The organism is Endozoicomonas sp. ONNA1, assembly GCF_024606325.1.
Taxonomy (GTDB): domain Bacteria; phylum Pseudomonadota; class Gammaproteobacteria; order Pseudomonadales; family Endozoicomonadaceae; genus Endozoicomonas_A.
In genome coordinates this window covers 1-23,388 of sequence record NZ_JAHHPN010000769.1, presented here as the reverse complement: position 1 = coordinate 23,388, position 23,388 = coordinate 1, and the positions used below count along the sequence as shown (strand labels likewise).

Here is a 23,388-nt window from a genome sequence, read left to right as displayed (position 1 = left end):
AGCTTGATAAAGACGGTTATCTGGTCAACCTTAGTGACTGGAATCCAGAGGTCGCCGGTCAGTTGGCAGCAGAAGACCATGTTGATCTGACTGATGAACACTGGGAAATCCTTAATCTGCTCAGAGAGTATTATCAACAATTTGAACACGCTCCCAGTCAGAGACCTTTTGTGAAATACGTTGCCAACCAGCTGGGAAAAGAGAAAGGGAACAGTCTCTATCTTATGAAGTTGTTTCCGGGCAGTCCCGCCAAACTGGCTGCCAGAATTGCAGGTCTGCCCAGACCTACAAACTGTTTCTAGCAGCTTGTGTATCCCCACCGCAAAACCGGGCTGTCTGGTCGACAGCTTTCCCATAGCTTCAATTTGATTTATTCGCCTGGCTGGAAGCTTCTGAGGCACTGACATCCTGGCGATAGACATGCCAGCAACGCAGCTCCAGTCCACAATTTTTCAGGACAGATTTGATATGATCGCGAGACCTGATTGCCTTATCGTCTGACTCTTTTCCCCAGAGATAAGAATCAAAAATGTAATCCGGCGTGAATAGCCCGGGATTTAAGTCTCTTTGCCCTTGTAGTCTCTCTGTAATTGCGGAAGTCGCAGCCAGATAATGACTCCGCTGCTCAGGAAGTTTTGCCAGGAACTGGTTTAACCGGTCAATATCACCATTTTCTGCATTCATTTCTGCGGCTTTTGCCTGGCGAAGGGATTTTGTCTCATAATCGGCCTGCGAAGTGCAATTCGGAATTGCATAGTAATGTTTGGTGTACACCAGTTCCGGGGGAATATAAAGCTGGGGTGAGGATGCATACGGATCTTCGGTGGCCAGGACAAAACAACCGGGATTGTTTTTTATGAGTGTGGTGATGTAATACTCGGTTTCCCCCCGTACAATCTCTCCGGAGAGTTTTTCTTCTTCTGAAGATGTGCCGGTAAAAGAATGTAAGACGGTAAACAAAGTGGTTGCCGGTGTAGCGTCAGCAATTTCCTGAGCCGGGATTATATTGATAGGCAGTGGCTTGTTGAAGAAAACTGCATAGGAACGACTGTAAGTATTTGCGATATCCACAGGAATTACTTTAATCTGAAATTCCAGCTCATCGAGATAGTTTTGCATTAACAGAGATATTTTTGCGTTACCACAGCCAATATCAACAATGTATTTGATTTCGCTGTTTTTGTGCAAAAAATCAACCAGGAGGCTGAAGTTAAAGATTTCCAAATACTCCCTGTCTGCCTCCTGGGTTGGATCGACAAATGATTGCGAAGTATCCAGTGTCATCAGTTTCTGGTTGCCGATCTGGGCAGTTTTCGGTTCAGCCGTACCCGGTACATTGGCATGTCTCGCAGAGTAATTGCGCCGGGGATTATTATCCATATGGGCATAATCATAGAAGCGAGTTTCAGGGTAGGGTGCAGATTGAGGGTTTAAATCAGTAATGGTACGGCTTGAAAGGCTGGCGGCCTTTTGTTCCTGAATTCCATCGCCGTCGGTTTTCAATTGAGGGGCGATGTCATGTTTTTGTCTGACATGATCTGGTTTGTCATACGGAGTTTCTCTGGTACTTCCCTGTTCTGTCGTCGTAACGGGTAAATAGGCGGTGTCCATACTTCTAATCATGACGGTACTCCTTGTCGATGAGAAATCAATAAGGTCAAACATTTTATTCAGCCTGAGCTGGTAATAATCTGAGCTTACTTATTTGGACCAAAGTACAATTATTAAGTTCAATCTATAAACCGAACATTGTTTTGGGAGGCTTTATCCATAGGGTTTCTGAGCGCTAATCATCCCTGCAACAGAACCTGCCTGGTAGCTTCAATTTGAAAAATAGGGTTCTTTAATAGCTTGGCTGGTCACTTCTTAGGTCTTCATATTCCTGACGATAGACATGCCAGCAGCGCAGCTCCAATCCATTTCTTTCCGCGTCATATTTAATATCATTGAAAGATCTAAAATTCTCGATACGTGACCTTTCATGAAGATACTTCCTGAAGATGTAGTCTGGCCAACATTGATCAGGGTTTCTGAGCATTTCCGGTTGTAATTGATCTTTCAACGTGGAGATCGCAGCTTGGTAGCTATCCCGCTGTTCAGGAAGTTTTGCCAGCAACTGGTTTAACCGGTGAATATCACTGTTTTCTGCATTCATTCTTGCGGCTTTTGCCTCACGAATGGCAGTCTCTGTCGCAGTAGCCTCAGGAGTAAAGAAATTCGCGAATGCGTGATAATGTCTGGTGTACAGCAGTTCCGGGGGAATATAGCGCTGCGGTGAGGATACATAAGGGTCTTCAGTGGTCAGGACAAAGCAGCCGGGATTGTTTTTTATCAGTGCGGTCAGATAAAAGTCAGTCATTCCCTCTGTAATCTCCCTGTTCAGTCGTTTTGCAACTGAGCCTGAGCCGGTAAAAGGGTGTATAGCGGTAAACAAAGTGGTCGCCGGTGAAGCGTCAGCAATTTCCTGAGCCGGGATCAGGTTTATGGGGAGTGGCTTGGCATCGTTAGCCTCATTGGCGTAATCATTGCGCACATCCACAGGAATAACTTTGATCCTGAATCCCTGTTCATTGAGGTAGTTTTGCATTAACAGGGATAGTTTTGCGTTGTGACAGCCAATATCCACAATACATTCGATTGTGTTGTTTTTGCTTAAAAAATTAGCCAGAAAGCTGAAATTATACAAATCCAAAAAGCGCCTTTTTGTAGCCTGGGCAGGATCAACAAAGGGTTGCGAAGTATCCAGCGTCATCAGTTTCTGGTTGCCGATCCGGACAGTTTTCGGTTCAACGCCATGCGGTATATTGGCATAGGTCGCACAGTAATTGCTCCGGGGATTGTTATCCATATGGACTGGTGTATATTTGGAAGTGCCGGGATATGGCCTGGAAGGCGTCTTCAAATCAGTCACGGTACGACTCGAAAGACCGACGGTTTGTTGTTCGCGGACTCCGTTGCCGTCGGTCTTCAGATAAGGGGCGATGTCATGGCTTTGTGAGCCATCCTCAGGTTTACAAGGGGGAGTTTGTTCTGTTATGCCTTGTTCTGCCATCTGAACGTGTGAATTGGCAGTGTCCATACCTTTAAACATGATTACTCTCCATGTCTATGAGTCAGTAATAAGATCAAAAACTTTATTCAGTTTGAACTTATAAAAAGTTTGTGATTATTTACTTTGACCAAGATATTAATACTTAGTTCAATTCATAAATTGGCAGTCATATTGTCATTTTTCAGGGCGTCCTCAATCGGGCGCTTAATCCCTTTAGCAGGTTGGCTGGTCACTTCTGAGCGTGAGGCTGTTCCCGGTATCGAATAGAAGTTCCCTGAGTCAGAACTTTTTGAGTCATCAGTTGTCGTAAAAAGATAGCGTGTCTAATAAAAGCTGGCTGATGTGGGCAATATTTTCAGGAGGAAAAAAACAATGCTGCCAACAGGAGGGGCGTCATCCAATCCACTAAACCTGAAAGGTGTTGATACAACCACATCTGAAAAGCATAATCCCGTAACAGCCTCGACTAAAAGAATACCCTTTGTCCAGAGCGAGACAACTCCGCGTACGCAAAGCACTGTGCCATCTGAAGGCTTATGCACCACAAAAAGGGTAAAACTGAAACCGGCTCGCTCCATTCTTGGTCACCCTTATTACGGGCCCGAAAATAAAAAAGCACTCTTGGCATCAAATAATTCATATAATAATGTGCTGATGCAACAAATGATGATGGAGTTGACAGAACTGCAAGTCTCTTCGAAGGAGGCGCAATGTCGTCAGCACAACCTTTTGGATAATTCATCCCCGCAAGTCTTTATAAATCTGATAAAGCAGGGTGATACAAAAAGCGTAAAAGAATGCATTACCAATAACCCCCTTGCTTTAGCTGTTAAAAATAAAGAAGGTAACTCAGTCCTGCATCTGGCAGTGCTACACGGCCATGATGACTTATGCCGACTGTTAGTTAGTAGGGCACAACACCTGTTGCAGGCAACAAATAATAACGGCGAACGACCTCTGCATATCGCAGCCAAAGAGGAACAAAACCATTTTTTGAGATTTTTTCTGGATAATTGCCCCAGTTTGTCATTATTGGAAACAGAGTTGCTGGCAACAGACAAATCAGGAGCTACACCGGTACACCTGGCAGCTCAATACGGAAATAAAGCTGGTTTGATGGCCATGCTTGATTATGAAAGTATCCGGAATGTGTTTGTTGGCAATTATTTCCTTATCGGGTTGGCGATAGAAAATGGTCATACACAGTGTGCGGAAGTTATTATTAACAGTGCAAAAACTGCGGGTACTTTTTTTCAACCCTATAACCTTCTTCACTATGGGGTAGAGTGTGGCCAGTTGGATTGTGTAAAATGGCTTGTGCAAACCTATCCAGACGCTTTCACACCTGAAGAAGGTGATTTAAATGACTTGGAGCCACTAACCCGGTTAGCTATAAAACGTGGCCATGATGAAATTCTAAAATATCTTCTCGAGCAGCCGTTCGTCATAAAACAACTGACGAAAATGGGGTATGCCTCTGAATTTGAGAGTAAAGAAAATGGTGCCTGTGCAAAACTGATCAGAGATGCCCGGGAGAAAGTGAAGTTGCCTTTTTGCCCGGTGAAAAATTTCGATAAAACACTATTCCAACAGGCCTTGCAGCAGGAAGAAGATAAAATTTTCAATAAAAATACCAAGAGAGACAATTTATCGGATCAGCCCGATAACAGTTTTGCCGACAGATCATTGTCCAGCAAATATCTGCCACAAGTTAAAGCCTTGTTAAGTGGGTTGCAGGAAGTAGGCGTTTATGTACATTGTATCATTGAAGAAAATTTAGATAAAAAAGGTCAATTCATGGCTATGGGTGATACCGCAGCATCGGTTGGACTGATTAAGGCTCTTGTTGCCCTGGGCGCCAAAACTATCTATGCACAATTGTCACCTCCGGATTTCAGCGATTTCATTACACGACAAAAATTTAATCATAAAGAGCAGATAAGATACATAAAGAAACAGCGTATAGCATTATCCATGTTGGCTTACTTACTGCCGGGAATAAAGCTTAAGCCGGGCACTCAGGAAATTTATATTAAAGACACGAGAGTTATCATTTCAAGCTGTAGTCTTAGAAGGGAGAATAAAATCAATGCAGCCGTTACCCTTTCATTTTTCCGACCTGAAATGCTTTACTGGCAATTGGGATACATACAAGAATCCTACATTACTTTAAAACCCTATCGTTTTTTTTCTGAACACGAAACGATGTATTCGGATACCAAAGCATCGGTTAAAATGAATGATAAAAATAACGAATACCCTCAGTGGTCACAGCCTTGCAATTTTTCGAGATCTACTTTCATCGATAAATCTCCCACAACTTCCATTTACGACAAGGATGCAATGCCTGATTGTAATATCATCCCTTTGCATCTACCGGCAAACTCCATTATCCCCAGCGATGATCTGCAACCACAGGGAACGGAAATATCCACTGAATCCGTCGATAGCCATCAAGCAACATTAATCTCTGCGATTGATGAGCTTTGTGATTTATCTACCAACGGGAAAATACAAACTGCGGTAGTTTATGGTTTGCATACTGTTCCGCGGCAGTATAAAAAAACGATACTAACCAATTGGCTTAGTGCTATTAAAATGAATCAGGATCAGCTGGCGGATGCTCTCCCAGTGGTGGTGACCACCACGGTCAGCGCTTTCAGGGATAAAGATAGAGAGGGAGATGAATATATGGATGAAAGTGGAACGAGTTCGTTAAAAGAAATCGCGAGCACCACAGGCTTTACACTGATTGACTTTCGGGATCAGCAGGACTGGGCCTCTTTGAGGGCCACGGTCAAGAGCCAATGGTTACTGTGTCTTATGCCCAGTTTGCCACGGCAAAGTTTCAATAAACTGGTGCAAAGCTCCCGGTTCCCGGTGTTAAGTGAAGGCGCCAATCTGACCTCGACCCTGTTGCAAAATGGCCAGGCCCATCTTTCTCTCCTTCCCTATGGAAATACGCCAGTGGCTCAGGACATGGGAGTGCCACTGGAGGCTTTAAAAGCCCTGGCCTTTTCCTGCAAGCTGCAGATGGAAAGAAAGGGTGCCGAGAATGAAGTCCTTAAAACATTGTCAAACTTTGTCAGGAAAGGCCGCTATGCAGAGGCACTCTCTTATATTGACAAGATAAGGACCGAAGGCTTTGAAAATGGAGCATTGAGTTTTGTATGGGCAGACCCTCAACCATCGCCTTTGCATTTGAGGCCAGTCACCATTATGAGCCTGTTACATAAGGCAGAAAAACTGGGTGGTATTGAGAAAAAGGCGTTGCTCGCAGCGCTTGACCCTTCCGATCAAGCCCTGACTGATTACATTAATAGCTGCCTGGACAAGAACTCAATAACAAATCATCATTTCAGGCTGCAGCAAATGCATGTCAATAAGCCTTTCAATAATAAGGTGCTGGCAGCGCTGCTGCAATTTGGACGCTATAAAAAACTGCTGCCATGAAGGTAATCCTGTACTTGAGGTAGTGGTTAAAACAGTAATAACTGATAGTGTCAGGGAACCTGCAAATCACTACCCGTCTGTTACGCAGTGCGGTCGCGGCATTCGTAAACCGTGCTGCCAGTTAACTTCTATTTAAAAATCAGGGCTCTTTAGTCTGGCCATTAACTTCTGAGGTATTGATACCCTGTCGATAGACATGCCAGCAATGCATCTCCAAGTCATTCCTTAATACTTCATTTTGGATGCCTTCGAAAAAATCGACATTTGCCTTGAATAATGTTTCATCCATATAGATCTTGGAGATGATATCTGGCCAGAATTCTTCTGGCTTTTCTAGAATGGGTTCTTTTAAACAATCTGTAATTCGAGAGATTGAAGCCAGATAACGGTCCCGCTGTTCGGGAAGTTTCGCCAGCAATTGGTTTAGCCGATGAATATTACCGTTTTCTGCGTTCATTTCTGTGGCTTTTGCCCGGCGGAGGGCCCTTGTCTCAAATTCCTTCGGGAAATGGCTATTCGCGATAGCATGGTAATGTTTGGTGTACACCAATTCCAGGGGTATGTAACGCTGGGGTGAGGATATATACGCATCTTCGGTGGCCAGAACAAAACAGCCGGGATTATTTTTTATCAGTGTGGTGATGTAATAGTCAGTTTTCCCCTGCGTGATCTCCCTGCTCAGTTGTTCTGCCTCTTCCCCCTCATCGGTAAAAGGATGTATGGCGGTAAACAGGGTAGTTGCCGGTGTAGCACCAGCAATTTCCTGGGCCGGGATTAAGTTGAAGGGGATTGCTTTAATGCCATAATGTTCAGCTTCTGCACGACAATCGTTGACATCGACAGGAATGACTTTGATCTGGAATCCAAGCTCCTTGAGGTGATTTTGCATTAACAAGGATACTTCTACGTCACCGCAGCCAATATCAACAATGTATTTGATTGCGCTATTTTTGCGTAAAAAGTCAGTCAGAAAGCTGAAGTTATGCAATTCCAAAGTCGAACTGTCTGCCGCCAGAGTGGGATCAACGAATGGTTGCGAAGGGTCCAGTGTCATCAATTCCTGATTACCAATGCGGACCGTTTCCGGTGTAAACTCATCCGATAGATGGGCATAGGTAGCACAGTAATTGCCAATGGAACTATTATCCACAATGGCTTTTTTCGCTTCGGATGAACCGTAATACGGCGTTCTGGAAGGCGTCTTTAAATCAGTAATGGTCCGGCTTGAAAGATCGACGGTTTGTTGTTCGTGGAAGCTGTCGGTTTTCAGATAAGAAGTGATGTCATGTTTTTGCGTAATATCATCAGGTTTACCAGGGGGAGTTTCTTTAGTGTCGCCCTGAAGTGTCGTTGGAACGACAGAGTTGAGAGTGTCCATACCGTTAATCATGACTTTTCTCCTTGTCTATGAAGATGCAATAAAATTAAAAACTTTTATTCAGCCTGAACTGATTAAAGTCTGTGCTTAATTTTTAGACTAAAGTGCCATTCATTAGTTCAATCCATGCTTCCATAAGGGGCAGCCACAAAATTTCAGCAATTCGTAACCACGCCGCGACCCACAGAGCCTGAAACCGTGGGAACCGGAGTTTTGCAACAGCTCTCCAGCCTGGTAGCTATTCAAATACAAAAAAGAACTTGTATCCGTTTACTAAAAACGAATAATATTCGGCTTTATTTTCAAGTGTTAGTGTCCTTTATGTCCAGACAGCAGAAACGTAATCAGAGAGAGGCCGAAATCGTTGCTGCCACACTCCTCCTGATGAAAGAGAAAAGCTTCCTTGATCTGCGAATGTCCGATGTTGCCAAAGCAGCAGAATGTTCCATGGGAGCCATCTATTCTCATTTCTCCAGTAAAGAGGATCTCCTTCTGGGGTGCGCCTGTTTTCTGGCCCGGCAAAAAATTCAGGTGCTTCAACGTGTTCTGGGTGCAGATCTGACTTCAATTGAAAAGATGGTCATGATGTCTCTCTGCATGTGGCAGGTGAATCAGGAAAATCCGGAGCACTTTGCACTCGGTCAGCTGGCCATGAATCCAAGCGTCTGGCAAAGAGCCTCGACCAATCGCAGTAATGCCATGAATGAGTTGGGAGACTACATTGACAATCTCCTCAAGACTCTGGTTCGGCAGACACTGGTTGAGAATGGTTATGAAGAAGTGTCTGAGACCTTGGTCGCCGAGTTGTTGATGGGGCTCTGGGGGTTGTCCAGTGGTCTTTATCAAATTAAGGAGTCAGGTTTTGGCGTGTTCAATGCGGACTTTCGAGAAGACGACGGAGTCAATCTGCACCTGGCAAATATTGAACGCTACCTGGCAGGCTGGAACCTTCATGCTAGCGTTCCCAGATCACGACTTATTGAACTGGTAGACGTTGTGGGTGCCTATACAGCCCTTGAAGCAGTCTGCTGAAAGTTTTACGTTAAACACAGTTTGGTTGGCAATTGTGGCATTTGAAGGTGGCGCAGAGTGTTGTTCTTTGCCCATGGCTGTTTATATTAATCCCCTCAGGCAGGGGATTTTTTACACTATTTTGCGAATGATATTCGGGGTTTGGATGCCCTGTGTCTGAGAGGGAGAAAGATAATGAAACCGCTTTTCAGCCTGCCCAAAAGCAAGGCTTTGTTCAATAGCAACAAGTTGGGGCATTCTCCGGCTTTTGTAGGCTTGGTCGCTGCGATTCTGGTGCTTACGGGTTGCTCGCAGCCACAGGAAGAGCAAAAAGAGCTGGTTCGTCCTGTGAAGCTGTTCAAAGTGGAAGATTCCAATGCCGGGAACTTACGGCAGTTCCCGGCCAAGGTTTACGCCAGCAGGGAAGCCGAGATTTCTTTTCGTATTCCCGGTGAGCTGGTGGAGTTTCCGGTCAAACAGGCTGAAGTGGTAAAGAAAGGGCAGTTACTGGCCAGGCTGGATGACCGTGATATTCGCAATGAGCTGGCTGCCCGACAGGCAGATTTTGATCTGGCAGAAACGGAAAATAAGCGGATTAAATCACTGTATCAGAAAAAAGTGGTCTCCCGGTCCGAGCTGGATAATTCCAACGCCAAACTGAAGTCCGCAGGAGCAGCTCTGGAACTGGCCATCGATAAATTGAAGTACTCTGTGCTGAAAGCGCCGTTTGGTGGCCGGGTTGCCCAGACTCTGGTAGAGAACTACCAGTTTGTTCAGGCGCAGCAAACCACTCTTATTCTGGAGGGCAGCAATACCCTTGATGTCAGTATTCAGGTTCCGGAAAGTATTGTCGCCAATGTCCGGGAAGAGGATGTGGATTTCAGCTATCAACCGGTGGTCACTTTTGCCGGAAGACCCGGTACTGAATATAAGGTCAGTTACAAAGAGCACGCTACGAGGGTAAGCCCCGGTACCCAGTCTTACGAGGCGGTTTTCACCATGCCCATTCCTGAGGACTTAACGGTATATCCGGGGATGGGGGCAACCCTGACGATGGATTTAGCAAAAATTTCACCAGCAACCAACGGCGGTGAGCACTTTGTTGTGCCTGTGTCTGCGGTGTTGAAAGACAATGTGACCGGCAAGGAGCAGGTGTGGGTATACGATGAGCAGAATAATACAGTGAAGCCGGTTGCAGTGACGTTAGGTACTCTTCTCCAGTCGGGTATTGAAGTCACTTCAGGGCTCAGTGAAGGTGTGCAAATCGTTTCAGCGGGCCTTAATCGTCTGCGTCCTGGCATGACCGTCAAGCCACTGCTGCGCGAGCGGGGGCTGTAAACATGAATATCGCGGAGTATTCGATTCGAAACAAAGTCATCAGCTGGATGTTTGTGGTTCTGCTGTTGATCGGCGGTACGATATCGTTCTTTGGTCTGGGGAAATTGGAGTTTCCGGAGTTTCCGATTCCTCAGGCGATGGTCAATACAGCTTACCCGGGGGCTTCACCCCAGCAGGTCGAAGAGGAGGTGACTTTGCCTCTGGAACGGGCCATTCTGGAACTGGAATATATAAAGAATATCGATTCCGTCTCCAGCGCGGGTCTTTCCCAGATCATGATAGAGCTCAAAGATGAGTTCTCTGCCAGCGACCAGCCACAAATATGGGATGAGCTTCGCAGTAAGGTTAATGATACCCAGTCCTCTATGCCTCCCGGTGTGCTGCCTTCCATCGTTAATGATAACTTCAGTGATGTCTTTGGCATCATGCTGAACATCAGTAGTCGTGATTTTAATTATCGTGAGCTGGAAAGTTATGGCGACTTTCTTCAGCGCGAACTTTCTCTGGTGGATGGCGTCAAGAAAGTCAGCCTGGCGGGTACGGTCGACGAACAGGTGGTTATTGAAATCTCTCAGCCCAAATCGGCCGCCCTGGGGGTCGATCCGGCCTATATCTACGGTCTGATCAAGAATCAGAATGTTGTATCCAATGCAGGTAACATGTTTATTGATGGCTTTTCGGTGCGTATTCATCCCACGGGAGAGTTCAGGGATATTAGTGAGCTGAAACAGTTGCTGATCAGCGCACCAGGCACCACTGAGCTTATTTATCTGGGTGATATTGCAGACATTCACACTGCATTTGATGACACGCCCCAAAATCTCTATCGAAGTAACGCTGAGAAAGCGATTTCCCTCGGTATATCTTTCGCCAAGGGCGTGAATGTAGTGGACGTCGGGGAGGCCGTTAATGCCCGTCTGGCCGAACTGGAGTCAAGCCGTCCAATAGGGATCGACGTTACCTTTGTTTATGACCAGCCTGAAGTAGTCAGGGCTTCAGTGAATGGCTTTCTGGTCAGCCTCGCTGAAGCCATTGCCATTGTCATTGTCGTCTTGCTGTTTGCCATGGGGCTGCGTTCAGGCCTGCTAATGGGCGGTATTCTGTTGCTGACTATTCTGGGTACTTTCATCGGTATGAACGTGCTGGGCGTCGATTTGCAGCTCATTTCACTGGGCGCATTAATCATTGCCCTGGGGATGCTGGTGGATAATGCCATTGTGGTCACCGAAGGCGTTCTGGTGGGTTTACACAGAGGGCTTTCCCGAATGGAAGCCATCAGGCAGGTGGTGATTCAGAATCAGTGGCCTTTGTTGGGCGCTACAGTGATTGCTATTATCGCCTTCGCACCTATCGGCCTGTCGCCTGATACCACCGGTGATTTCATGGTATCCCTGTTTCAGGTGCTCCTACTCTCCCTGATGATCAGCTGGGTTCTGGCAATCACGTTGACACCTTTCTTCTGTCATATGGTGTTTAAGGAACCCTCTGAGGCTATGGTGGGCAGTGAAACCGATCCCTATAAAGGAGCCCTGTTCTCTTTCTACCGCTGGTTTCTGGGCAAAGCCCTGAAGCACAGAATTACAGCTCTGCTACTCACAGTGGCTGCTTTGGCAATGGCTGTTATCGGATTCGGTTATGTTAAACAGTCATTCTTTCCACCCTCTAATACGCCGATCTTTTTTGTTGATGTCTGGATGCAGGAAGGTAGTGATATTCGCGCTACTGAAAAAGCCATCAAGCAGCTTGAGCAGGATGTTCTGGGTTACGAGGGCGTGGAAAATGTTACTTCGGTGATGGGCAGGGGAGCCCAGCGTTTTATTCTGACCTATGCTCCGGAAAAGAGTTATAGCAGCTACGGCCAGCTGATTATCGAGGTGGACAAAAGAGATCGGATGAAAGCGCTGATTGGCCCTATGGAAAAGACTATCAACGCCAAATACCCGGACATTGAATTCAAATTCAAGCTGTTGCAAAACGGTCCTGCACCTGCCGCAAACATTGAGGCAAGGTTCTATGGCTCAGATCCCGGGGTACTCCGGAAACTGGGGGCCAAAGCCATGGCCATCATGGAGGAAGAGCCTTCCGCTGTGGACGTCAGACAGTCCTGGAGAGAGCAGGTCACTATTGCCCGCCCCCAGTTTGACGAAGCCGCAGGCCGCAGAAGCGGTATTTCAAAACAGGCGCTGGATGAGGCCTTGCTGGTGAACTTTACCGGCAAGCAGGTCGGTGTTTACCGGGATGGCAGTCATTTGTTGCCGATCATAGCCAGAGCCCCGGAGGAAGAACGTCTGAACGCCAATACGCTGACCGATCTTCAGGTGTGGAGTCAGGAGCGAAGTGCGTTTGTGCCGGTGGCACAGGTGGTGAGCAGCTTCGAATCGGCCACAGAAAATCCGCTGATTGTGCGTCGCAACCTGAAGCGTGTTCTGACCGTGATGGCAGACGCAAGACCCTTCAGTGATGACACGCCCGAATCGGTTCGATTGAAGCTCAAGGATAAAATTGAGTCCATCACCCTGCCAGAAGGTTACACATTGGAATGGGGAGGTGAGTTCGAAATGTCCAGTGACGCCCAAAGCAGTATCTTTAAGTCATTGCCAATGGGTTACCTGATGATGTTTATTATTACGGTTTTCCTGTTCAGTACGATCCGACAGCCACTGGCTATCTGGTTTACCGTGCCTCTGGGCGTCATCGGTGTGTCTGCGGGCTTGCTGTTACTGAATATGCCTTTCACTTTCACAGCGCTGCTTGGTTTACTGAGTCTTTCAGGTATGTTGATCAAGAATGGCATTGTACTGGTGGAACAAATCAACATTGAAGAAAAGAAAACCGGCAATCTTGCCAAGTCCATTGTTGATGCTTCTGTCAGCAGGGTGCGTCCGGTTTGTATGGCGGCATTGACGACCATGCTGGGTATGATACCGTTGGTGTTTGATGCGTTCTTCAGCTCAATGGCGGTAACCATTATCTTTGGCCTGGGCTTTGCGACCGTTCTGACACTGATCGTACTGCCTGTCACCTATTCACTGCTTTACAAGGTTCGATACGGCTGATCGAGGCACCGGGACTTGATAAAAAGAGCCGTGACTGTAATAAGCGCGGCTCTTTTTTTTGAGTGAAATGTTTAGTTTCGGGTTATGGCCGACTCGTGAATGCTCTTGTCATTTCTGAGGGCGTGAAAATAAAGGTTGTTAAATACCTCTGGGTAATCCACACCGGCAAATTCCAGAATTTCAGCGAGCTGTCGTGCAGTGTAACCCTGACTCAGTAAAGTGCTTACGCTCTCCTGAAAATCTTCCCTGGATGTAATGAATGCACGGTAGTAGGGACGACTGGACACATCGATTAATCCGTGCGCATAAGATGGAATCAATTTCAGCATGGCGCTTTGCAGCAGGTTGGGGTCAATCAACTTGCTGGATTCAACTCGGGTCAGGGATTCAGCCTGATGACAAGAGCGACGTTTGGCGGGGTTACTGGAGGGTTGAGGTGTCATTCTCTTGCAGGCCGTAATCTTCTGTTCCAGCTTGGGCATGATTTCGGTGGACTCCAGAAAAGGAGTGATTTGGCCTGACAGGCTTTTCTGACTCCACTCGGCCAGTTTGTCCTGCATACCACTTTTAATACCCAGGAGTGTCTCGGGTCCAAAGCCTTCACGCCCCAGTCTCATCATCCATTGTGCCAACAGAGTCTCGTTTATTTTCTCAACAGTGTGACCCGGCTCTGCCAGCATCTCTTTCAGATAAGTAAGGTAGAGGCTTCTGATTTGAAAGCGATAGCCTTCCGTCACCATCCCACTGGGGCTGCTCAAATAAGCGTCAGCCATCATGCCGTATCGCACTGCAACAGAAACCAGTGGCATGGGAGACTGGTCAGTGAGGTCGGGTTGAATGGCCGACTCAACAGACTGTTCAGCCTTTATGGGTTCAACCGGTTTCAGAGGCTTTTGGTTGGCTTGTATGACAGGAGACAGAAGTAGAAACAGTGGGAATAGATAATTTTTATTCATCAGGTCATCCAGTGATCAGTTGCAGAGTAGCGCTAGATTTGTATCGGCAGAAATGAACATGGATGAGGTTTCTGGAAGTGGTTTTTGTTTTATTGTTTTTTGTGCAAAAAATGAACGAACAATCCTCTGTTTGGTCTACGCTATATCCGGGTTTTATAGAGTATTCAGATTAAATGATGTTGTTAAAAAATTACCATCGAATCGCCGGGATATCACTACTGGCATTGACGCTGCTGCAGGTAGGCTGCGCAGGCAGGGATGCATACCCGGTTGCTGTGCGACAGTACGGGGATATCAATCGCTCCTGTGCGGCTCTGGAAAGTGAAATAGTTTTCATCGAGGAGGAAATAAGAAGGTTGATTCCCAAAACATACAAAACCGGTAAAAACGTAGCGTTGGGTATAGCCGGAGCGTTTGTTTTGGTGCCCTGGTTCTTTATGGACCTCAGTCAGGCAGAGCAAATTGAAATTGATGCTTTGCGTCAGCGATACAATTACCTGCTAAGTCTGGTTCAGGAGAAAAACTGTTCCAACTCCTCAAGGGTACCTATTCCTGAGATAAGCAATTCCGGTGCAAGCCAGCAATAGTTACCTCAGTAAAAATTGCAAATGAAGGTGCAACAAGCGATGAGTCTCCGGGAGTCAGAAAAGTGTCCATCAATCCGATGGAATGACAGAAGGAAATGATGAAGACAATCCGGAGAAAAAATACCCCGGAATTATGAACAGGGATGCTCTAAAGGACTTCCCTGATCCTTTCGATCGAAGCTGTATATATTTTCCTTCAATTTCGCTGAATCAATCAGGCACTGTTTTTCGGAGGGCTTGGTTTGCGGGGTTTTCCGCCAGACTTACCACCACTGCGTTCGGTAGCAAAGCTGACTCGCAAGGGTCTGCCATTTAATTCTTTACCATCCATAGTTAAAGCGGAATTAGCGCTATCACTCTCGGCAAAAGTAATAAAGGCAAAACCTCGGGAGCGGCCCGTTTCCCTGTCGGTTATGACGCGAATTTCATCGATCTCACCGAATTGCTCGAAGGCTTGCTGAAGGTCACTTTCATCACTGCTGAAAGGAAGGTTACCTATAAACAGTTTATTCTGTTGCATGGTAAATAGGTCTCCAAGTATTGATTACCTTGAAACATTTTTATCTCTCTTTTTATTTTGAAGGGAGAGGAAAAACGGTTTCTGTGCTCAAGGCTTTCGGAATCATTTCCTGAATAGGGTCGTTCTGGTGAACCAATCACTCACCGGGTCCGGACAGTCCATAACTGGATATAGTGAGTATCTTTAATACCGTGGCCTGTCTGTTAAGCCACTCATCCAGATTATAACTTCATTGCTCTATGTCAAGCATGAAGTTGAAGCAGGTCACGATTGTGTTATCTTCCACGGAAGCCGGCACAAGAACGGAGACCAAGAGCGTCAAGAGAAGACCACTGAGCAGTGGTTTGTTACTGAATCGGGATTTTTCGGGGCTCGTATTGATGAAAAAACTGGTGCTAAATGGATCAGCCAGGAATCGGGGGCGCATTCATGGCGAGCAGATGCGTGAAGAAATCAGCGAAGTGCTGGATTACTACCGGTCACGTTTTCTTAAAGACAGGGAAAGATTGCAGTCTCATCTTGATCTGCTGATGCAGAAGGTTCTGTCATTCCGGCCTCATTACAAAGAGGAAATGGATGCCATTGCAGAGGCCGCAGGCGTTGAGCCTTTTTGGATCTATTGCATGAATGCCCGCAGTGAGCTGATGTCCTCTCCCATCGAGTGTTCTTCTGTGGCATTCCCCGGGCAGGGGCTGATAGGGCAGAACTGGGACTGGGCTGAAGCACTGGCAGGCCACCTGGCTCTGGCGGATATTGAACTCGAAAACGGTCACCGATTGTTGACCATGACTGAGCCGGGCATGCTGGCCAAAATTGGAATGAACTCTGCGGGGTTGGGTGTCTGTCTGAATATTCTGCCCGCCACTCAAAAACTGACCGGCTTACCTGTTCACATTTTACTAAGGGCGTTGCTGGAATCTCAAAGTCTTCAGGAAGCCCGTTCCCTGATCCGGACGAACGGGGCAGGCAAAGCCAGTCACATCATTGTAGCGGACAAAAATGAAACGATAGCGGTGGAGTTGGCACCTGATGAGCCCTGGTTCCAATCTACGGAACAGGATACTTATCTGCATACCAATCATTACTTTCAGTCAGGTCAGGCTCAACCGACGTCATCAAAGCCTTGCACTGAGACCCGACTCAAAAGACTGCAGGATGAATTACTGTATAATCCTGAACTGAATCTTAAGACTATGAGGCAACTGCTTGATAATAATGAAAAACCTTTCCCGGTTTTGAGGCCCTACAGCTATCACGAACTGACCGGGAATGCAGGCACTCTGGTGACCCTGATGATGGACCTTGGTAAACGACAAATGTTGTTGAGAGAGGGGCATGACCCCGAGCAGGGGTTTGAGAGCTATTGTTTTGGTAGTCTCAATGCTGGGATCATGTGTGAGTAGCATGGTATGTTGAACTAACCATGAGTTGCTCTTTGCAAAGAGCAGATATTGATGAGACTGTCAGGAGATTAAACGGGAGTCTAATGTCCGAAACGATCACCAAGAAGCGCAAGCGAGCCGCCAAAGAAAAGACGGTGCCCAGAGCCATAACAGGTATCCGTGATTCGGGTTCTGGCGAAGAGGTTGCCCAAGCCAGTGCTCTGGTATTGAGATTCAGGGAAGCGGGAATGTTATTCCTGCTGGTGCTGGCTGCCTTTACTGCATTAGCGCTGTTTTCGTACAGCCCTACTGATCCCGGCTGGAGTTATGTCGGGTATGAAGGAGAAGTGGCAAACAGCACAGGCAAAGCGGGAGCCTGGTTCAGTGATGTCTTGTTTTCCCTGTTCGGTGTTTTCGCCTGGTGGATACCGGTTCTGCTGGTCATTAAAACGGTGCTGGTTTTCCGGTATCGATACAGTGCCTGGCACTGGCAGCCCGGCTGGTTTGTCATGCGCTCACTGGGTTTGCTGCTGGCTCTGGCGACAGGGGCAGCATTAGCCGCTATTCATCTGGAAGGAGCGGGTGAGAGCCTGCCTGCCCGGAGTGGTGGTATTCTGGGTCGAATGATCATGGAACAGTCACTGCCTGTTTTTAATCTGATCGGCAGTACATTGATTTTGCTGGCTATTTTTCTGGTGGGATTCACTCTGTATACCCATCTGTCATGGTTTCAGGTGCTGGATGCTACCGGTCGGTTGTTAAAGATAGCATTTGCCAAATTGGGCAAGGGTATTTTCGGATTGGCAGAAGTCGTCAAGTCTCGTATCGCCAGATGGAAAGAGCAGCGCGAACTGGATCGTGAGGCTTTTCAGGGGGCAGCACAGCCCAAACCTGCTCAGGAGCCTGCCGACGTTTCCCCCGGAGAGCGCCAGGAGCCTGTGTTGGTTCTCCCGGCCCCGAAGTCAGAGGAACAAGTCGGCAAAATGGCCGTGGCCCGGAATATCGCTGCAGCCGATGAAATGGCCTTCGCTGTCGGAGAGAACGTCGTTGAAATTCCACCGGAAGGTGAACTTCCCGGAGTGGGCTTACTCGACAAAATCCAGGATCATGGCAACGGCGTTAAACAGGAAGAGCTGGATATTGTCTCCCGGCTGTTGGAAGCCAAGCTGGCAGACTTTGCTGTCAAAGCTGAAGTGGTGGCTGTGCATCCGGGCCCGGTGATTACCCGCTATGAGATTCAGCCTGCGCCGGGTGTTAAGGCCAGTAAGATTTCCAATTTGGCAAGGGATCTTGCCCGTTCTTTGGCTGTGGTCAGTGTCCGGGTCGTTGAAGTGATTCCCGGCAAGTCAGTGATGGGCATCGAAATCCCGAACGACGACCGGGAAACCGTATTCTTTGCCGAGTTGATTGCTTCCAGAGCTTATGAAAAAGCAGCATCGCCACTCAGTCTGGCGCTTGGACATGATATTGCCGGTCAGCCGGTGGTGGTGGATCTGGCAAAAATGCCGCACTTGCTGGTGGCGGGTACCACCGGTTCAGGTAAGTCGGTTGGCGTTAATGCCATGCTGCTCTCCATGCTGTTCAAGTCAGGGCCGGAAGACGTTCGTCTTATTATGATTGACCCAAAAATGCTGGAACTGTCGATTTACGACGGTATTCCTCATTTGCTTTCTCCCGTCGTGACCGACATGAAAGAAGCCGCCAATGCCCTGCGCTGGTGTGTGGCGGAAATGGAGCGTCGCTATAAGCTGATGGCGGCCCTGGGGGTAAGAAATATTGCTGGCTATAACAAAAAGGTCAAAGAAGCGAAGGCCGCCGGTAAACCTCTTCGTGATCCATTCTATGAAGCCATGACCCTCGGTGATCTGGCCCCTGAGCTTGAAGCGCTGCCTTTTATTGTGGTGGTGGTGGATGAATTTGCCGACATGATGATGATTGTCGGGAAGAAGGTGGAAGAGCTGATCGCCCGGATTGCCCAGAAAGCCCGTGCTGCGGGTATCCATCTGATACTGGCAACTCAGCGTCCCTCGGTGGATGTCATTACGGGCCTGATCAAGGCTAACGTTCCGACTCGCATTAGTTTCCAGGTGTCCAGTAAAATTGACTCCCGCACCATCATTGATCAGGGCGGGGCAGAGCAATTGCTGGGTCATGGCGACATGCTCTACCTGCCGCCGGGCACCAGTGTTCCTATTCGTATTCATGGTGCTTTTGTCAGCGATGATGAAGTGCACAGAGTGGTAGCCGATTGGAAGAAACGGGGCCAGCCTGATTATGTGGATGCTGTTCTCAGTGGCGCAGAGACGGCTTCTGACGGCAATGCTATCAGTGGTGGGCTGGACGAAGATTCAGAGCAGGATGCCCTCTATGATGAAGCTGTTGCTTTTGTGACTGAAAGCCGCAGGGCATCAATTTCGTCAGTGCAGCGTAAATTAAAGATCGGTTACAACCGTGCTGCCCGTATCATAGAGACGATGGAAGTAGCCGGCGTGGTAAGCCCGGCAGGTCATAATGGTAATCGTGAGGTGATCGCACCACCTCCCGTGAAGGGTTAATGTTGAGTGTTTAAGAAAGTTTTTCAAGTAACTGTAATTACAGCTGTTTTCAGTGTCTCGTTGCAGGTGATGGCCGTCCCGCCGGGTAATGCTCCGGCAACTACCCTGACGGCTCAATCAGTGAAGACAGTGGATGTCAGCAAAGGTCTGAACGACGAGAAAGCCTCTCAGTCTCTGGCAGAAAAGCTGGAGTCCCTGAAAAGTCTGAGCGCTCATTTCCGGCAGGAAGCCGTCTCTTCCGATGGTCGTACCCAGACAGAATCCGGTGAGATGCAGATGAAACGCCCTGATCTTTTTCGCTGGGTAACCAGGGAACCTTTTGAACAGGAAATCGTTGCCCACGGCAACAGAGTGTGGATGGTCGATCGTGAACTCCAGCAAGTGATCATCCAGAAGCAGGATGCGCGCATGGCGAATACGCCAGCCAAACTGCTGACAGGGAATGCCCGTGAGCTGCTGAAACAGTACAACGTTTCTGTCTACAGCAAGGGCCGGAATGAGCAATACACCCTGACACCCAAAGAGGAGTCAGATCTGTTTGAAAAGCTGGATATTGATTTTCGCCAGGGGACGCTGGTCTCCATTGCATTGTCAGATTCTCTGGGTGGCAAGCGCAGGATTCAGTTCTCCAAGGTCAAAGAAAACACACAGTTGAATGACAACTTGTTTGAGGTAAGCCCTCCCAAAGGCTTTGATGTGATTGATGAGACTCGGGGTTAACGGTGTATTCTGCTGGTTTGTTTGATGACGAGTCATCCCGATATGAGCCACTTGCCGCACGCATGAGGCCTCGCAACCTGAGCGAATACCTGGGTCAGGAGCACATTCTGGCCAGGGGCAAGCCTCTGCGTGAAGCCCTGGAGCAGGGTGCTATTCACTCCATGATTTTCTGGGGCCCTCCCGGGGTTGGAAAAACCACTCTGGCCCGGTTGGTGGCCGGTGTCTGCGACGCCCACTTTGAAACGCTTTCAGCAGTGCTCTCCGGTGTCAAAGACATTCGGGCTGCGGTAGCCAGAGCCCGGGATGAGCAGATGGCCCGTCAGCGGAAAACCATTCTGTTTGTGGATGAGGTGCATCGCTTTAACAAGTCCCAGCAGGACGCCTTTTTGCCCCATATTGAGGATGGCACTATCACATTTATCGGTGCGACTACCGAGAACCCTTCCTTTGAGTTGAACAACGCCTTGCTCTCCCGCGCGCGGGTTTATGTGTTAAAACCCCTGACGGACGATGCGCTCAGGGAAGTGCTTCATCAGGCGTTATCAGACGAAAGGGGTTATAAGGACAGTCCTGTTTCCCTTGAGCCTGAAGCTGAGGATATCCTGGTGCGTTATGGCGATGGCGATGCCAGAAGAGTTCTGAATATTCTGGAAGTAGCGGCAGATCTCAGTGAAGATGGACAGGTTAAAGCGGCAACAGTGTCGGAGATTCTGGCTGACAGTGGCCGACGCTTCGACAAGGGCGGTGATGCGTTTTACGATCAGATTTCAGCATTTCACAAATCCGTGCGAGGCTCTGATCCCGATGCCGCACTCTACTGGGCAGCCAGAATGGTGGATGGCGGTGCCGATCCGCTTTATATCATTCGCAGACTGGTAGCGATTGCCAGCGAAGACATTGGTAATGCTGATCCGAGAGCACTGGAAATGACCATGAATGCCTGGCAGGCCTATGAACGGCTGGGCAGCCCGGAAGGTTTGCTGGCGCTGGCCCATGCCACTGTTTATTGTGCCTGTGCTCCGAAGAGTAACGCTGTCTATCTGGCCTGGAAGGCTGCAATGGTCGACGTCAAAGGCAACCCTTCCTTTGACGTACCGAACCATCTCAGAAATGCCCCCACCCAACTGATGGGATCTCTGGGCTATGGGGCTGAATACCGCTATGCCCATGACGAGCCCAATGCCTATGCAGCCGGTGAATGTTATTTTCCAGAGAATATGGAAGCCAGAAAGTACTACCAGCCCAATGATCGCGGGTTGGAAATCAAGATTCGGGAGAAGCTTGAGAAACTGGCGCAATGGAATCAGCAGAGCCCTGTTCGTCGTCGCTAGCAGGCTGCTAACAGGTAACCGCTCTGTAATTCATTTTGCCTGAAAAACCATGAATGCTGCCGGATAGTCTGGCAGCTCTTTCACTATCTGATGTTCCAACAGACGCCACTGGGCCTGCTCACCGATTTCACAGAGCTGCGCAATACTTTCCGGGAAGTCACACTGGCTGACGTGATCCAGAACAATGTTCTGCCAGTCACTTTGCAGTGCCGGGATACTTCTGAAATACTGGCCAACCTTCTCGATGTATTGATCCCGGCTCTGATGATCGAGCCTTATGGCATCAATCAGCACAAACAGGGTGTCGGGTTCGGCCTTATTCCTGAGTTCCGAGAAAAGTGCCTGTTTTTCCGTCAGGGAGCCGTGATGAATGGCGAAGCTGCTGAAGATCAGGTTGTAGGAGCCGTTAACCGGCAGGGGGGCGAAAATGTCACTGAGAAAAAACTCTGCATCGACACCGGGTTGCCTCATGTTCTGTTTGGCCATGGCTAACACAGATTCAGCAAGATCGACCGCAGTGTAGGAGGTCAGTGATAGCTCGCGGGTCATCTCTGCAGCCAGTGATGCATCGCCGCAACCCAGATCGAGCAAATGAACTGCCTGATGACCGAAGTGCTGTCTGAGTTTACGGGTGGCGAGACGCATCAGCTGCTGGTGACCCATGATATTGTTATCGACCAGCCAGCGGTAGCACTGCCATTGCTCATTGAAAATATCGACTTCTGAACGATGTTTCATTGGCTTACCGGGATGTGCTCTGATGATGAAACCAAAGATGGGGTGACCACTATTATTGAAGCAGGTCAGGGGTGTCTGTCCAGTGGGTTGACTTGTTTGTCTTACTGCTAATCCCCTGGAACTCATGGTATCTTGGCGAAAATATAACTCTACAAGTCTGGTTTTGCCTGAGATGGCTTAATTTAAGTCATAAAATTTGACCGAATGATGTCAGAGGCAAGGCTGTGACCAGAAAACAGACAGGAATTATGATGCAAGCTACACACTGGATAGCCATTGCTGCAGGTGGTGCACTGGGAGCCGTTCTGAGGGCATTTGTCTATGAGCTGTTTGTGCTGACCCGTAATCCTCATCTGCATCATTATCCGACTCTGACAGTTAACCTTGTGGGGTCAGTCCTCATGGGTATTTGCTGGTACCTGTTGGCAGAAAAAGCCATGTTGTCACCGACCTGGAAAATCTTTGTGATGACCGGCTTTCTGGGAGCCATGACTACCTTTTCAACCTTCTCTCTGGATCTGATGAGGTTGCTTCAATCTGATCAGTTTCTGACAGCCCTGGCCTATGGGCTTGGCAGTGTGCTCGTTTGCTTGCTGGGCACCTGGCTGGGTTATCAGGGTATCCGCTGGGCACTTTAGAGCCTGAATACAAACTCAACCATTTATCGCTTTTTCTGTACCGGCCAGTCGATTGTCCTAGACTTTTCAATTCTTTAGGGAAAAAAAATTAAGAAAAAATTCGTTAGTGAAAAGGAGGTATAGGATGTATCTTTTTCGAATTATTGGGTCTGTTTTTATCAGTTTGATACTGGTTTCTTCCTGTTGGAGTAGTGTTGATTCACCCGAGCAGAAAGCCTTCAGGAATGCCGAGCGGAGTATCAATCGTCTTTATTTTGACTACGTCTTTGCGGAAGAAAACGAGAGACTCTTAAGAGCCATCATGGTTTCTGTACGGAGACTCTATGACCGCTATGAGCTGGATCAGTGGCTGGAAGGTGACTCTGCACAGGGTAATCAGACAGAGGCCCGGCAGCAGCTACTCACCAGGCTGATCCAACAGGCCGCCCGGCACACTGTTGCGGAAATCACTGGTAATGAGGAGTTGTTTGGCAGTGATCGTTCCATGTTTCATCTCCTGCAGGCACTGAGCAATGCGCCATCCATGCAGGAATCTCTGGATGTTGCTCACTGGTTCCACTTCCGGCCGGTCATGCTTCAGGGTGTCTTGGCTGAAGATCGCATGGACTCAATGGAGGCGCTGATTCAGGAAGCTGTGCAGAACAGTTTCAGAGAGTTTCCATCCAATCGACTT

Annotated in this window: 18 protein-coding genes; 12 read left to right on the top strand and 6 right to left on the bottom strand. The window is 48.1% G+C overall.

The genetic code is table 11. The features are described from left to right. Window positions 1–302: TusE/DsrC/DsvC family sulfur relay protein (locus tag KDK19_RS18440; RefSeq protein WP_257292543.1), on the top strand; the 302-nt coding region annotated here is incomplete at its 5' end. A gap of 58 nt (window positions 303–360) precedes the next feature. On the opposite strand, the gene KDK19_RS18435 is transcribed toward KDK19_RS18440, so the two are convergent. Both KDK19_RS18435 and KDK19_RS18430 read right to left on the bottom strand, forming a co-directional pair. Then, window positions 361–1,623 carry a hypothetical protein gene (locus KDK19_RS18435; RefSeq protein WP_257292542.1) on the bottom strand — a complete coding sequence of 421 codons (1,263 nt, stop codon included), beginning with the start codon at window positions 1,621–1,623 and terminating at the stop codon, window positions 361–363. A gap of 220 nt (window positions 1,624–1,843) precedes the next feature. Beyond that, on the bottom strand, window positions 1,844–3,091 hold the full coding sequence (locus tag KDK19_RS18430) for a hypothetical protein (protein WP_257292541.1): 1,248 nt from the start codon (window positions 3,089–3,091) through the stop codon (window positions 1,844–1,846). Window positions 3,092–3,424: 333 nt separating this feature from the next. Here KDK19_RS18430 and KDK19_RS18425 point away from each other — a divergent pair, with 333 nt between their 5' ends. Then, window positions 3,425–6,505 carry an ankyrin repeat domain-containing protein gene (locus KDK19_RS18425; protein ID WP_257292540.1) on the top strand — a complete coding sequence of 1,027 codons (3,081 nt, stop codon included), beginning with the start codon at window positions 3,425–3,427 and terminating at the stop codon, window positions 6,503–6,505. 139 nt (window positions 6,506–6,644) lie between these two features. Here the strand turns inward: KDK19_RS18425 and KDK19_RS18420 are convergent, their stop codons facing one another. Next, window positions 6,645–7,895 carry a hypothetical protein gene (locus KDK19_RS18420; RefSeq protein ID WP_257254885.1) on the bottom strand — a complete coding sequence of 417 codons (1,251 nt, stop codon included), beginning with the start codon at window positions 7,893–7,895 and terminating at the stop codon, window positions 6,645–6,647. A gap of 309 nt (window positions 7,896–8,204) precedes the next feature. Between KDK19_RS18420 and KDK19_RS18415 the strand changes: the two genes are divergently transcribed. The 3 genes from KDK19_RS18415 (at window position 8,205) to KDK19_RS18405 (ending at window position 13,288) form a co-directional block, all read left to right on the top strand. Further along, the gene (locus KDK19_RS18415; protein WP_257254884.1) at window positions 8,205–8,915 is read left to right on the top strand and encodes a TetR/AcrR family transcriptional regulator; all 711 of its coding nucleotides are present in this window, start codon (window positions 8,205–8,207) and stop codon (window positions 8,913–8,915) included. Between the two features lie 174 nt (window positions 8,916–9,089). Then, window positions 9,090–10,232 carry an efflux RND transporter periplasmic adaptor subunit gene (locus tag KDK19_RS18410; RefSeq protein WP_257281395.1) on the top strand — a complete coding sequence of 381 codons (1,143 nt, stop codon included), beginning with the start codon at window positions 9,090–9,092 and terminating at the stop codon, window positions 10,230–10,232. A 2-nt stretch (window positions 10,233–10,234) separates the two neighbouring features. Further along, window positions 10,235–13,288: an efflux RND transporter permease subunit gene (locus KDK19_RS18405; RefSeq protein WP_257281396.1), complete on the top strand. Its 3,054-nt coding sequence runs from the start codon at window positions 10,235–10,237 to the stop codon at window positions 13,286–13,288. Window positions 13,289–13,359: 71 nt separating this feature from the next. On the opposite strand, the gene KDK19_RS18400 is transcribed toward KDK19_RS18405, so the two are convergent. Continuing rightward, a complete protein-coding gene (locus tag KDK19_RS18400) occupies window positions 13,360–14,244 on the bottom strand; it encodes a hypothetical protein (protein ID WP_257255372.1) in 885 nt (294 codons plus the stop codon). 173 nt (window positions 14,245–14,417) lie between these two features. Here KDK19_RS18400 and KDK19_RS18395 point away from each other — a divergent pair, with 173 nt between their 5' ends. After that, window positions 14,418–14,831 (top strand): hypothetical protein, encoded by a 414-nt coding sequence (locus KDK19_RS18395; RefSeq protein WP_257255373.1) that lies wholly within the window; start codon window positions 14,418–14,420, stop codon window positions 14,829–14,831. Window positions 14,832–15,045: 214 nt separating this feature from the next. Here KDK19_RS18395 and KDK19_RS18390 read toward each other — a convergent pair whose 3' ends face one another. Further along, the gene (locus KDK19_RS18390) at window positions 15,046–15,351 is read right to left on the bottom strand and encodes an RNA-binding protein (protein ID WP_257255374.1); all 306 of its coding nucleotides are present in this window, start codon (window positions 15,349–15,351) and stop codon (window positions 15,046–15,048) included. A 380-nt stretch (window positions 15,352–15,731) separates the two neighbouring features. Here KDK19_RS18390 and KDK19_RS18385 point away from each other — a divergent pair, with 380 nt between their 5' ends. The 4 genes from KDK19_RS18385 (at window position 15,732) to KDK19_RS18370 (ending at window position 21,339) form a co-directional block, all read left to right on the top strand. Continuing rightward, complete coding sequence (locus tag KDK19_RS18385) at window positions 15,732–16,754, top strand: C45 family peptidase (protein ID WP_257281397.1); 1,023 nt, start codon at window positions 15,732–15,734, stop codon at window positions 16,752–16,754. Between the two features lie 83 nt (window positions 16,755–16,837). Further along, window positions 16,838–19,288: a DNA translocase FtsK gene (locus KDK19_RS18380; protein ID WP_257255587.1), complete on the top strand. Its 2,451-nt coding sequence runs from the start codon at window positions 16,838–16,840 to the stop codon at window positions 19,286–19,288. A 6-nt stretch (window positions 19,289–19,294) separates the two neighbouring features. After that, window positions 19,295–20,008 carry an outer membrane lipoprotein chaperone LolA gene (lolA, locus tag KDK19_RS18375; protein ID WP_257292539.1) on the top strand — a complete coding sequence of 238 codons (714 nt, stop codon included), beginning with the start codon at window positions 19,295–19,297 and terminating at the stop codon, window positions 20,006–20,008. A gap of 62 nt (window positions 20,009–20,070) precedes the next feature. Then, on the top strand, window positions 20,071–21,339 hold the full coding sequence (locus KDK19_RS18370) for a replication-associated recombination protein A (RefSeq protein WP_257255589.1): 1,269 nt from the start codon (window positions 20,071–20,073) through the stop codon (window positions 21,337–21,339). Window positions 21,340–21,369: 30 nt separating this feature from the next. Here KDK19_RS18370 and KDK19_RS18365 read toward each other — a convergent pair whose 3' ends face one another. Continuing rightward, window positions 21,370–22,077 (bottom strand): class I SAM-dependent methyltransferase, encoded by a 708-nt coding sequence (locus KDK19_RS18365; protein WP_257281399.1) that lies wholly within the window; start codon window positions 22,075–22,077, stop codon window positions 21,370–21,372. A gap of 224 nt (window positions 22,078–22,301) precedes the next feature. On the opposite strand from KDK19_RS18365, the gene crcB reads away from it, so the two are divergent. Together crcB and KDK19_RS18355 are read left to right on the top strand one after the other, a co-directional pair. Beyond that, window positions 22,302–22,715, top strand: a complete 414-nt coding sequence (gene crcB, locus KDK19_RS18360; RefSeq protein WP_257255591.1) for a fluoride efflux transporter CrcB — start codon at window positions 22,302–22,304, stop codon at window positions 22,713–22,715. 124 nt (window positions 22,716–22,839) lie between these two features. Further along, on the top strand, window positions 22,840–23,388 hold a 549-nt coding region (locus KDK19_RS18355; RefSeq protein WP_257292538.1), incomplete at its 3' end, for a hypothetical protein.